Annotated in this window: 9 protein-coding genes; all 9 read left to right on the forward strand. The window is 70.0% G+C overall.

Annotated elements, in window-relative coordinates; all coding sequences use genetic code 11:
* Positions 1–228 precede the first annotated feature (228 nt).
* Positions 229–4,401 carry a hypothetical protein gene (locus AB8O64_RS11200; protein ID WP_370419015.1) on the forward strand — a complete coding sequence of 1,391 codons (4,173 nt, stop codon included), beginning with the start codon at positions 229–231 and terminating at the stop codon, positions 4,399–4,401.
* Complete coding sequence (locus AB8O64_RS11205; protein ID WP_370419016.1) at positions 4,394–5,341, forward strand: hypothetical protein; 948 nt, start codon at positions 4,394–4,396, stop codon at positions 5,339–5,341. The genes AB8O64_RS11200 and AB8O64_RS11205 overlap by 8 nt, the downstream gene beginning before the upstream one ends.
* 81 nt (positions 5,342–5,422) lie before the next feature.
* Positions 5,423–6,412 carry a hypothetical protein gene (locus tag AB8O64_RS11210; RefSeq protein ID WP_370419017.1) on the forward strand — a complete coding sequence of 330 codons (990 nt, stop codon included), beginning with the start codon at positions 5,423–5,425 and terminating at the stop codon, positions 6,410–6,412.
* Positions 6,412–7,608, forward strand: coding sequence for a hypothetical protein (locus tag AB8O64_RS11215; RefSeq protein ID WP_370419018.1), 1,197 nt, complete (start codon positions 6,412–6,414; stop codon positions 7,606–7,608). Before AB8O64_RS11210 ends, AB8O64_RS11215 begins: the two co-directional genes overlap by 1 nt.
* A 68-nt stretch (positions 7,609–7,676) precedes the next feature.
* Positions 7,677–10,055 carry a hypothetical protein gene (locus AB8O64_RS11220; RefSeq protein WP_370419019.1) on the forward strand — a complete coding sequence of 793 codons (2,379 nt, stop codon included), beginning with the start codon at positions 7,677–7,679 and terminating at the stop codon, positions 10,053–10,055.
* Between the two features lie 21 nt (positions 10,056–10,076).
* The gene (locus AB8O64_RS11225) at positions 10,077–10,448 is read left to right on the forward strand and encodes a hypothetical protein (RefSeq protein ID WP_370419020.1); all 372 of its coding nucleotides are present in this window, start codon (positions 10,077–10,079) and stop codon (positions 10,446–10,448) included.
* A 99-nt stretch (positions 10,449–10,547) separates the two neighbouring features.
* The gene (locus tag AB8O64_RS11230) at positions 10,548–10,949 is read left to right on the forward strand and encodes a hypothetical protein (RefSeq protein ID WP_370419021.1); all 402 of its coding nucleotides are present in this window, start codon (positions 10,548–10,550) and stop codon (positions 10,947–10,949) included.
* Between the two features lie 55 nt (positions 10,950–11,004).
* Positions 11,005–11,343 carry a hypothetical protein gene (locus AB8O64_RS11235; protein ID WP_370419022.1) on the forward strand — a complete coding sequence of 113 codons (339 nt, stop codon included), beginning with the start codon at positions 11,005–11,007 and terminating at the stop codon, positions 11,341–11,343.
* A 331-nt stretch (positions 11,344–11,674) separates the two neighbouring features.
* Positions 11,675–12,508 (forward strand): hypothetical protein, encoded by an 834-nt coding sequence (locus AB8O64_RS11240; RefSeq protein ID WP_370419023.1) that lies wholly within the window; start codon positions 11,675–11,677, stop codon positions 12,506–12,508.
* Positions 12,509–12,978: the final 470 nt, after the last annotated feature.

Genomic DNA, 12,978 nt, shown 5'->3' on the forward strand with positions numbered 1-12,978 from the left:
CCTGTACCCGGTCCTCCCGCGTCAGCGGGTGGACCGTCACCACGGAGCTTCTCGCGCAACTGATCGAGGAAGTTTCCCTGCTTGCCTCGGATCTGCGCCGCAAGAAGCCGCGCACGGTCCCCCGCCCCTACGGCGACGCCGACGCGGCGCGCAGCGGCGAGCAGGCCACGACCACCAGCGGGCACCAGCAGCTGCTGGCAGCCGCGACACGACGAGGAGCAGTGCGCCTTGGGTGAGGGCATGCAGGCCGGGCGGCTGGAGGTGCCGGTCGTCTCAGACCTGCGCGGCTTCGCCGAGGAACTGAGGACGAAGATTGAGGCCGTCACCGAGGGCCTGAAGATCAAGGTCCCGGTGCGGATCAATGACAAGGGGCTGCGCAAACGGCTTGAGACGGCCGTCAAGGAGGCATCCACCGGCGTCTCCGCCAAGGTCGAGGTCAAGTTCAGGGGCGGACGGCTTCGCCAAGAACTCGACGAAGCCGTCCGACGGGCCTCGGGAAGCAACGGCGTCACTGTTCCGGTCCGGCCGGACGACGAGGGCCAACGCGGCGGTAGCCTCCTCAGCCGAATCCGTCACCTGGTGGCGGGCGTTCAGGGGGAAGCCAACCGGAACCCCGTACGTGTACCAGTGCAGATCGAGCCGCCCACGTCTGCACGGATGCGCGGCGGCAGGCGCCTGATGCGCACTCTGGCCATGGGCTCAATCGTGTCTGTGGTCGGCCCGGCACTGGGGGCGCTGACCCAGTATGGTGCCGCTCTGACGGCTCTGGTCTCGGCAGCGACTCCGGCCGTCGGGGTCCTAGGCGGCATCCCGGGGCTGATCGCTGCTGCCGGTACCGCGGCCCTGGGCACGAAGGTCGCGTTTGGTGGCTTCGGCGAAGCACTCAAGCAGACCTTCAAGAACCAGCAGCAGCTGGACGCCGGCACGAAGGTCACCACAGCGCAGCAGCAGGCGCTCGCCCAGGCGATGGGCGATGTCTCGTCCTCGGCGAAAAAGACGATCCTGTCCATCGCCGGGGTGCGGGGCGAGTGGAAAAAGTTCCGCATGTCTGTGCAGGAACGTTTCTTCTCCAAGATCAAGGACGAGATCGAGCCGCTATCGAAGAAGGCCCTGCCGCTGCTGGAGTCCTCGCTGGGGGATGCCGCCGGGCAGATGGGCGGCCTGATGCAGCGCGGTGCCCGGTTCATGCGGACCGGGCTGTTCGCCCGCGACTTCCGAACGGTCGCGAAGACGAACTCGGCGCTGATCGGGAACTTCACCGGCACCTTGCGCAACCTCGGACATGCCACGCTCGACTTCCTCGTCGCTTCGGGGCCCTTCGCCCGGCGACTGGGAAACGGCACGGAGCGATTGTCGCGATGGATACGCGCCTCGACCGCTGCCGGCCGGGAGACCGGCAGCCTGGCGAAGTTCCTGGACCATGCCGGGGACAAAGCCGTCCAGCTCGGCCGCAGCACGAAGTGGCTGGGCAAGGGCCTGGCCGCGGTCGGGCGGGCCGGGATGGAGAGCGGTAACGCGCTCCTCGACGGGTTCGAGGGCACCTTGCTGCGGTTCAACCGCTGGGCTCGCTCGGAGAAGGGCCAGCTGTCCATGCGGCAATTTTTCGCTGACGCGAGCCCGACTTTCCATGAACTCAACGCCTTGGTCGGAGACTTCTTCCGCGGCCTAGGTCGGCTGGCCCGGAACAACGGTTTCACTGACCTGATCCGGCAGATCCGCACGGAGCTCATGCCGGGCGTCGGCGCCTTCCTCAACTCGATCGGTCAGTCAATCGGCCCGTCCGTCGTCAGCCTGATAGCCAACCTCGCGCAAGCTTTCGCCACCCTGTCATCAGTCGGCACCGGCCTCGGGACGCTGCTGCTCGCCTTCAACGGGCTGCTGTCTCTCTTCAACCAGCTGATGACCGTGGTGCCGGGTCTCGGTACGGCGCTGGGGACGCTCCTAGGGACACTGGTGGCGCTGAAGATCGTCACCGGCATCACCGGCGCCCTGGGCCGGTTCGGCACCACCATGCGGGGCCTGGCTACGACAGCATCCGGAACGACCGCGGTGATCGGCCCCCAGATCGGCGCGTGGCAGCGGCTGAGTCTGGCGGCCTCGCAGGCAGGGCGTGCGATCCCCGGGGCGATGCGCGGCGCTGGTGCCGCGGCCGGTGCGCTCGGCGGCGCGATGCGCAACGTGGTCACCTCCGGTTCGGCAGTCACCGCAGCAGTGGGCCCGCAGATCGGCACCTGGCAGCGGATGCAGGCGGCCTACCGGTCCACGGCCGCGGGTGCCGGGACGCTCGGCGGCGCGATGCGCAACGCCAGCGCGGCCGTACGTTCGGCGGGCTTCGGCGTGGGCGGGCTGGTGAACGCCCTCGGCGGTCCGCTCGGCGCGGCGTTGACCGCGGTGACCATCGGCGTAGGGCTGTGGGCCAGCAGTCAGGAAAAAGCCGCGCGCGCCACCCAAGCTCACGAGGACCGAGTCAACTCCCTGTCGCGGGCCTTGCGTGACTCCGGCGGCGTGATCGACGCCAACGTCAGGTCGCAGGCGGCCCAGTTGCTGCAGGAGACGAAGGTGGCCAATGGCCACGCCAAGCTCACCGCCGTCATGGACCGGGCGGGAATCGGGCTGAGCAAGCTGACCACTGCCTACCTGGGGCCGAAGGACTCGCTGGAGAAGCTTCAGAAGCAGCTCGAAGACACGGCACGAGCGCACACACACCTGAAGGAGATCGCTGGCAACCGCGAAACGCGCGGTCAGCGGTCGGTGACGGACGAGACGGGCAGGCGGGCCAAGGCCGCCGCGGAGGCTCTCAAGGGCGTGCGCGGCGAGCTGGAAGGCGCGATCGGGAAGAACCGTGAGCTGGAGGCCGCGACCAAGGGTGTCGGCGGGGGCGCGGACGCGTTCAACAGGCTGCGGTCCGCGATGAGCGGACTGTCGTCCGAGACTTCGTCCGCCGACGAGAAGGTCAACAGCCTCAAGCGGGCCCTGGACGCGATCACCGGCAACTCCGAGAGCTTCCACGACGCGCAGACGCGGTTGAACGCCGCGGTGCTGAGCGTGAACGAGGCGCTCGACCAGGGCGGAGGCAAGATCGCGAACGCGTCGCGGGAGCTGCTGCTGGCGAACGGGTCGATCAACACGGCCAGCCGTTCGGGGCAGGAGTTCAACGGTCGGATGAAGGAGCTGCGGGAGGCCGCGATGGGCGCGGCCACCGCCGCGTACGAGGCGGCGAAGGCGAACGGCACCAATCTGGGCGACGCGCTGAAGTCGGGTCAGGCGGAGATGACGAAGGCCCGTGAGGCTGCCGTGCGGTATGGGAGTGAGCTGGGGCTGACCAAGACGGAGGCGGAGGGCCTGGCGGACCGGCTCGGCCTGATGCCCGACACCGTGACCACCCTGATCCGCGCGGACGGCGCCGACGAGGTCACCACCCAGGTCCTGGGGCTCCAGAGCAAGCTGCTGGCCCTGCCGAAGGGCGAGACGATCAAGATCGACGCCCCGACCGGCCCGGCTATCACCGCGCTGCGCGCCCTCGGCTTCACGGTGACAGCCCTGCCCGGGGGCAAGAAGGTGGAGGTAACCGCGCCGACCGACGCGGCTCGCGGTCAGCTCCGGTCACTCATCGCCGATCTCGCCTCGACCCCCGGAAGCAAGAACGTGACGGTGCAGGCGCAGATCGGTGCGGCGGCCGCCGACCTGACGACCATCAGGGACAAAATCGCCTCCCTCCGGGGCAAAACACTCACGGTGTCGGCTCCTACCGCTCTGGCCCAGGAGGAGCTGCGCGCCCTCGGCTTCACGGTGGAGTCGGTCCCGGGCAGCAAGAACGTGCGGGTCTCGGCTCCGACGGACGAGGCCCGGGGCTCGGTCGCGGCCTTGCAGGCCGCCATCAACTCGCTCCAGGGCCGGACCATCACCAACTACGTCCAGACCGTGAGTCTCGGCCCGCCGATGGTGGACGGGGTGCCACTGACGCTGCCCAACGCGAACGGCGGGCTGCTGGAGTTCTTCGCCAACGGCGGCATCCGCCGGGAGAACCACGTCGCACAGATCGCCCCGGCCAACTCTGTGCGCGTATGGGCGGAGCCGGAGACGCAGGGGGAGGCCTATGTACCCCTCAGCCCGGCCAAGCGGACGCGGTCCAAGGCGGTCCTGGAGGAGGTGGCCCGCCGGTTCGGCGGCCAGGTCGTCTACGCCCAGAAGGCCAACGCCGCGCAAGGGGGCGCCAGCGCCCTGTATCGCAGCGCTCGCTCCGCACCGCTCGCCCGCCCGAGTCACAGCCAGGGCGGCTCGTCGCTCGTCGGCGGGGACCTGAACTTGACCATGACCGGCGCGCCCATCACCCCGGGGGCCGCACTGCACGACGCCATGTTCGAGCTACGCCGGATTAGGCACGGAGGTGCCCATGTCTGAACGCCGTCTCACCGAGGGGCAGTGGAATCTCCTCTACGGTGCGAACGGGGTCCATCCCGGGGTGGACTTCCTCTTCGGCACGCGGAAGACGGGCTTCGACCTGGTCGAGCCGTACGAGATCACGTACGGGGACGCGGAGGTCGGGGACGTGCCGATGCCACGTGAGGACGGCGTCCGCCTGGGCCAGGACCACCGCAGCACCGCTGTGATCGACTTCTCCATCGGTGTGGACACCGTCGATGCGGCACCCACCCCGCTGGGCCGGCACGGCGCGAATCTGGGGGCCGTGTCGGTCCTGGCTCAGGCGTGGCGGGGGGACGCGGTGCGACGTCGGTTCGCGACGCCCGCCGTGCTGCGCACGGTGCAGGGTGGGCGGGCCCGCAGGTTCTACGGACGGCCGCGGAAGTTCGCCGCAGCCTCGTCCCGGCTCACTCGGCAGGGCCACACGACAGTGGAGGCGTCGTTCCTGGCCGCTGAGGATGTGGCTTACGACGACCGTGAACAAGCCACGCGGGTGGACATGGAGCCAGCACCGCATCGTGGCCTTCGCGGGCCGCTGCACTCCCCGCTGTCGATGACCGGCCCGGGGGCGACACGGGTGCCGGGCGACATCGTCGTGGCTGGGGACGTGCCGACGTGGCCGGTCATCACCTTCTACGGCCCGATCAGCCAGCCGGTATGCGACGTCCTGGGGAGCTGGAAGGTCAGCTTGAACCTGACCCTGGGCGCGGGACAGTCGGTACGGATCGATCCTCGGCCCTGGGCGCGGACCGTGCTGCGCAACGGAGCGTCCGTCGCTGATGCCCTCTACCGGTCCTCGCCGCTGCTGGCGGACATGCGGCTGCCCTTGGGACGGAGGGACTTGATCCTGCGGGGCAAGGACGACACGGGCAACGCCTACATGACCGTCGCCTGGCGCGACGCCTACTCCTATCTCTGACCTTCCTGGAGGGGGGACACAAGGTGTTCCCCGGGGGAACAGTCCACGCCGAAGCAACGGACGGCGAGGAGAGGCAAGTAAATGGCGTGGGACAGCGTGCCGTGGTTCACCGAGGGCGGGGCCGAGCACTCCAGCGAGATCGCGAGGGTCCTGGCCTACGCCGCGTTCGCCGGGTCAGAGGGCATCATCGGCGGTGGAGACCTGCGGGTACGGGCTCTGCCGTCGCCAGCGGCCGCGGTCCAGGTGATGCCCGGCGCGGCCGCGATCCTCAACCGGGCCCGCGGCGCCACCTATCAGGCGTACGCGGCCCGTCTGCCGGCCGCCGACGAGATCCCCATCGCGGGTACCGGCGCGGCCGGACGAAGTGACCTCATCATCGCCCGGATCGAGAACCCGTATTCCTACGGGGAGACCTGGCCTCAGCCCGCCGACAAGGCCGCGGGCCCGTACATCTTCACCCGGGTGATCTCCGGGGTGTCGAAGTCGGTGAAGAGCGTGCGGCAGGTGCGCTCGGGTGACTCGGCCATCACGCTGGCGCGGATCGATATCCCGCCGAACACCTCGACGATCACCCCCGCGATGATCACGAGCCTGCGGGAGATGGCCAACCCCCGCCGCCGCCGCGTTGTGCGGGCTCTGCGCGGTGTGTGGGAGGCAGAACGGATGGACGAGGTCGGCAACATCAAGTATCCGGAGTTCGAGATGTTCCCTGACGGGGCCCGATGGGACCTGGAGGTGCCGGAGTGGGCGACGTCGGCGACGGTGATGGCGACATGGGCGGGGCTCGACCAGCGCAACTCGGCCGACTCCTACGGCTACCTGCGGGTGCGGATGGGGTCCCTGACCACGGCCGCCACACGCTTCAACTGCACGTATCGCGGAGGTCAGCGCTATACGTTCGTCGGCGGAGGCACGCTGGCTGTCCCGCCGGGGCTGCGCGGCACGGTGCAGACCGTGACGCTTGAGGGTGCCGGAGCCCCGGACTACCGGGGGGTGCTGGAGGCCGACGGCGGGGCGAGCGTGTTCCTCGATGTGGAGTTCGCCGAGGACCCGCACGAGGACGCGATCTGATGCGGGGGTGGCGGTTCATCGCCCAGCGGGCGCTGGGCGGGGAGATCCTCGACTGGGAGGTGCCCCTCACCTTGTCGAGCAACCCGAAGCGGGCACTGTCGGGGCCGGGGTCGATGGCCGGGACGATCGAACCGGAGTACGCGCGGATGCTCGGCGCCGACGGCCGGCCGGTCATTCAGGAGTGGGCCACCAAGCTGTACCTGGAGGTCGACGGGCACCTGCGATGGGGCGGCATCGTGACGAAGATCGGGTACGAGGGCGCGAAGAAGACCATCGAGTGTGAAGGTCTCTCCTGCTACCCGACGGGCATCCCTTTCGAGGACACCCTCGTCTCCGGCGACATGATCGACCCGAAGGACCCGAACGCGGGCAAGGACAAGAACCACGACGGGTACGAGGACGGCACAAGTCCGAGGAGGAAAATCCCGAAGGCCCCCAAGCCCTACCCGGGGCCCCGCATCGACGTCTACGACGCGTTCCGGGCCATCTGGAAGCACGTCCAGTCCCGCCCGTACGGGAACATCGGCTTGCGCATCGACGGGCACAAGCTCGGCGAGATGCTCGGTGCGGAGGACGGCAAAGACCCCTGGCGGCTGGAGTGGTGGGACACCCCCGACTGCGGCGCCGCCCTGGACTCGCTCGCCAAGGACATCCCGTTCGACTGGCTGGAGACACACCAGTGGGACGGCGGCGGCAACCAGATCGAGCACCGCATCCGGCTCGGCACCCCCCGCCTGGGCCGCAAGCGGACCGACCTGAGAATCGCCGACGGCGAGAACGTAGCCGCCGTCGCCACCCCCACAGGAATGTCCGATGACTTCGCGAACGAAGTGATCGTGCTCGGCAAAGGGGAAGGCCGGAAAATGGCCCGCGCCCAGGTCCACCGCTTCGACGGGCGGCTACGCCGGGTCGCCACCGTCGCGGACAAGACCCTCTCCGGGGACAAGGCCCTGCGTACCCGGGGCGAGCAGGAACTCGCTGGCCGGACCATGGGCGTCCAGATCCCGATGATCCAGATCTGGGACCACCCCAACGCGGCCTTCGGATCATGGCAGCTCGGCGACGACGTCCGCCTTCAGCTCCACCTGCCCTGGGTCGGTGACGTGGACGTGTGGCACCGGATCGTCGGCGACGAGATCAGCGCCGACGGGCTGTGCACCCTCGAACTCAAACGCAGCGACTCCTTCCACTACTGACCCACACCTGCACCCGGTAGCCGGTGAGGACGCGACGCTAAGCCGTGCCGTGCCCTGAAGTACGGCCCATGGGCAACGCGCTGGACGCACGAGTCGAAGCACGCCGCATGGCGCAGCTCCTGGACGGCTACGACCGGCGCCTGCGCGCGCTGGAACGCACCTCGCAGGCCTCGCTCACCTCGATCGAGGGCGGCGCGCTGGAGGTGTACGACAAGCAGGGTGTACTGCGGGGGACGGTCGGGGTACAGGAAGACGGCACGGTCGGGGTCGTCACGCACAACGCGCCGCCCCCGCCCACGCCGACCACGCCCACGGTGACGCCGGTCCTGGGCGGGCTGCTCGTCACCTGGGATGGCCAATGGGCCAACGCCTACGCCGCGCCCCTGGACTTCGCCCGGGTGCAGGTCCACGTCGGGACTGGGCCGGACTTCACCCCCACGGCGGCGACGGCGGCCGCGACCATCAGCGACGTGGCCGGCGGCACGACCACCGTGGCCACCTCCAGCTACACCCCGGTGTGGGTGCGCCTAGTCGGCGTCAACACCGCGGAGGGCGCCGGGGCAGGGTCGACGGCCGTGTCCGCGACACCGAAACAGGTCGACGGGCCTGACCTGTCCGCGCTGCTGGACCTGGCCGTGTGGCTCAAGGACGCCTCCATCCCCGGGACGAAGCTCGTCGCGGAGACGATTGGCGCGGACCGGCTCGCCGCCAACTCCGTGGTCGCCGGGAAGGTCGCTGCCGGGGCGATCAGAGCCCGCGAGCTGGCGGCCGGCGCCGTCGGAGCGGGGCAGCTGTCGGTCGGTATCGGGGGCAACCTCTGCCCCGACCCCGGCTTCGAGACGGGGTACGCCGCATCCCTGGCCACCGCGCCCGGGTTCTCCATAGCCGCCGACGGCAACCGCTCCGCCCACTCCCTGCGCGTCGACCCCAAGCCCACAACCGGACACCAGATCCTGGCCTACCCGCAGTTCCCCGTCTCTCCCGGAGACCGCTTCTGGCTCGCCGCCGACTACAAGGTCGCCACCGACTACACCGGCGGAACCCTGTACGTCCTGCTGCGCTGGTACGCCGCAGACGGCACCTGGCTGAGCTCCAGCACCATCCCCATCGCCTCGCCGCCCGCCGACGGGGTGTGGAAGCACGTGGGGGCCACCGTGCTGGCCCCGCCCCACGTAGCCTCCGCTGAACTCCGCCTCCAGGTCAGCACCCCGACCGCCGGGTCAGTGCAGTTCGACAACCTGGAGGTCCGCCCGGTGCTGTCCTCCGGAGCCGACGGGGCCCGCGCCGAGATCGGCCCCCAAGGCCTCCGCCTCTACGACAACGACGGAGAAGAAGCGGTGTCCCTGGTCACCGGACGCCCGAACTACCTGACCCTGTCCAACGACGGCAGCCCCGTCGCGACCATCGACCAGGGCGGCAACGCCGGCTTCCAGAACATCACCGCGGCCGGGACCCTGACCGTCGGCGGCGACAACCTGGACACCCTGCTGGACCGCCTCCCGCGCGGCATCATCGCCCAGGGCACCATCACCTCCTCGGTCTCGACGACCGGCACCGAGATGGGCCTGATGGAGCTGGCCTTCACCGCCGAGCCCGCCCGCCAGTACCGGGTCGTCCTGGACTGCCACGCCAACCCCTCCACGCCCGGCGGCGAACTCCAGCTCCGGCTCCGCGACGGCGGCGCCAGCGCCCCGACCGTCACCTCGCCCCAGATCCAGTCCGCGATCACCCCCATCGCCGGACCCGACTGGGCACGCGTCCGCCTGGAGCTCGTGCGCTCCGGCGCCGCGCTCGGCGAAGGCCCCCACCGCCTCCTGGCCACCTTCGCGAACATCAACGGCCCCTCCGGTCAGTCCATGGCCGTCTTCGGCGCCGACTACTACCCCGGCACGATGTACGTCGAGGACGTCGGACCGAGCATCACCAGCACCGGGACGTACAACACCGGCGGCGCCAGCACGAAACCCGCACCCCAGCGGTACACCAAGGTCTACGACGCGACATGGTCCGGCTCCTACGCCGACCGAGGCGCCTACAACAGCTATTACGGCACCAAGATGTTGCAGGGGTACTACTCCGCCACCAACGGCATGCAGGCCTCTCTGGTCGGATTCCCGAGCCTGGGCGACCTGGACGGCGCGGTCATCATCAAGGCCGAGGTCTATCTGTACTTCGAGTTCTGGTCCGCCAACGCGGGCGGCAAGGCCGTCATCAAGGCCCACCATTACGCCGCGCGCCCGGCCTCGTTCTCCTCAGACCCCAAGTCGGTGACCGCCCCCTTTGCCCGCAACGAAGGCAGGTGGATCGACATCACCAGCGAATTCGTCCCCTCGTGGTTCCGCGGCGTGGCGCTGGACCCCAACAACAACGCCTCCACCTACTACGGCCGCGCCCGCGGATTCGGCGAGACCAACGCCCCGCGCCTGCGCGTGACCTACACCAAGTAAGCCCCGACCGAAGGACCGCCCATGGCCTCCGCCCTCCTCACCCAACACGCCCTGGCAACCAACCCCTCATTTCAGGCCCGCGTCCGGATGGCGTTCTCCCACGTCGCCAAGGAGATCTGCGCCGAGGACCCCACCACCCCCGGCCACGACCTCCGCTACGCCCTGGCTCGCATCGCCTTAAACCCCTCGGACCTCACCGCCTCCGGCTACGCGCCGGTCATCGCGACCGATACCGAAGTGGCGGCGGCCGCGCAGTCCGTTCCCGAGGGGGGTGCCAGCGATGCGGCGCAGGAGGCGGTCGGGGACGAGCTGATCCTCGCCGCGGTCCGCAAGGTCTGGAACAGTGCGTGCGGCTGGGTGCCCGGCAGCAACGGCCAGGCCGAGGGCCCGTGAACCAGGACACGACATAAGGCACCGCGCACGCCACCGTGTGCGGTGCGCCGGCCGTAGACGGGCGACGCAACGGAAAGGACCGACTACGAGGAGGGGCCCATGTGGCTTGTCTCGATGGCGCCCGTTCTCACCCCGGTGTGCGGCATGGCTGGCGCCCTGGGCGGCGCCTGGCTCATGCACCGCCAGACCAAGCGGAAGAACGACGCGGAGGCGAGCGCCGCTGCCGTCGCCACCGTCACACAAGGTTTTACCGGGCTGCTCGAACAGCAGCGCGTAATGAACGCACAGACCATCGAACGCGTGACCACCCTGGAGGCCCGGCAGATCGATCTGGAGCGCAAGGTCGAGACCCTGCAGGAAGAACAGCGGCAGTGGCGACGGTGGAAGGCAGCCGCCATCGACTACATCCGACAGCTCCACGCCCTGCTCACCCCCCACCGCCCGGCACCAATTCCGCCCCGCGAGATCGCCGCCGACATTGACGAGGACACCACCGGCTGACCACGACGCGACGTAAGCGCACCCGTATGTGCACAGTCCGCCGGTCATCCACCCGATGAAAGGCAGAATCGCCATGTCGACCCTCGACTCCATTACCACCGGCGCCCAGGTCGGTGCCTTCCTTCCGCTGCTCACCGCGATCGTGCAGCGCCCGACCTGGTCGGCGGAGGTGAAGAAGGTGGTCGCCGCCGTCCTCGCCCTGATCGCGGGCATCGTCACCGTCGCGGCGTCCGGCGGCTGGGCACAGTTCCAGCACGGCACCCTCACCATCGCCACGCTCGCTGCCGTCCTTGCCGCCTCCCAGGCCACGTACGACCTGCTCTGGAAGCCGAGCAAGGTGGCCCCTGTGATCGAGTCGGTCACCAGCCCGAAGCCCTCGGGACAAGCCGGATAGCGCCGCGGCCGGTAACCCGCCGGGACGCCGGCGGGTATCATCCGCATCAAGGTGGCCGCTTCGCCGCCGAACCCACCGCGTTGAGGGTTGCTGCTGGTTTCTGGGAGTTTGGGTCTTCCTTTCCTCCCGGGTCTGGCCAGCAGGCAACAGCCCGAGACCACTGCGCGCGTGCAGAGCGTCCAGGGCCGGAGAGTGGTTGCTCCTGCGATGACCCGGCACACGGGGTGGGTTCGGTTGCGAGGCGGCCATCGCCTACTACGCACCGGCCGCCTCGCGCGGCACGCCGCGGCTTGAGAGCAGCGAGCCGCTAAGACCAGGAGGAACCGCGGGCATGGCCGACGCGCAGCCACCTGCCGAGAAGGCCACGGCAGAGGTCGAGCGCCTGAAGAAGATGTCGCACCAGGCGTTCTTCGAGGCATGGACCACGTACGTACTGGGTGGCATCGACGAGTGGGCCCCGCGGGAGGTGCAGGCGGCCGCGTTTCGGTCGCCGGAGCTGGCCAGCCGGACTCTCGTGGCCGCCGACCGGGCTGCCCGCGAGTTCAAGGCCGTGGTCGAGCGCCGGGACGGCGAGTCGAAACGGGATCACCAGGCCCGCATCAGCACCTTCCGCAAGCAACTCCAGGACGCGCGGCAACCCGTCGTGGACACGGTCGAGGACCTTGCCGCAGACGAGGCCGAGTACCTGGCGCAGCTCGACGACGAGGCGTTCGCCGCTGAGTGGTCGGCATTTGTCCAAGCGGCCGCCGGCAGCTCCCGGTCCGGCCGCGACTACGTCCAGGGCCTGGCCTTCCGCTCGCCAGAGGTGGCCCCGCGCACGCAAGCTCTGGCCGTACAGATGATGCGGAACGCAGAGGACTTCCTGCCGGAGCTGGAGGGCGAGTCGCGCAAGGCATACGGCGCGCGGGTCTCACAGTTCCGCTCGCGCTTGGAGGCCGAGCTCCGGTACCTCCAGTACACCCTGAACTACATGGTGGCGCGGTGGGGGCGGATGCCGACCGCGCCGAACTACCGTCTCCAGGCGATGCGGCTCCTCGCCGAGAAGTACCCGGAGGAGTTCTCCCGGTTGCGCAACGCGGTGCGCAACGATGCGCGGAAGGCGCGCGAGGAAGTTCGACGACAGCGGCGCGCCGAGCGTCGACCACAGGCGCGCTCTGCGAACTGACGACGCACTTGCACCTCGGGGCGCGCCCGATCCGGGCGCGCCCTTCTTCATGCCCGCGTGCCCGCGCCGTCGCATCGCGCCCCCATCCGGCTGTGGCGCGCGACCTTCCGGGCGGGGCCCACGCACGCGCCATCCGACTCCAGCCGCAAGCGGACAGGCGCGCCCGAACATGGCGCGCGGGGAGAGTCCGCAGGTCAGCCCACGGCGCGCCACCCAGTAGCGCGCGCAATCGAGCGCTGAGCGCGCCTGGGGGTGGCGCGCCAGCGGGGTACCGACGCGCCACCGCTGGCGCGCGGAGTCAGGCGGGCGCGCCTCCCGGAGCGCGCGGCGGCGGAGGCGCGCTACTCCCTGTCGGCGAGGGCGCGCGCCCGCCATGACCACCTGCGGCGCGCTGCGGTTGCGGTGTGGCGCGCCTGCCTAGCCAGGTGGCGCGCGCCCTGGACGCAGCGAAGGCGCGCCCAGGCGATGGC

This window comes from Streptomyces sp. QH1-20, from assembly GCF_041283565.1.
Lineage (GTDB): Bacteria > Actinomycetota > Actinomycetes > Streptomycetales > Streptomycetaceae > Streptomyces > Streptomyces syringius.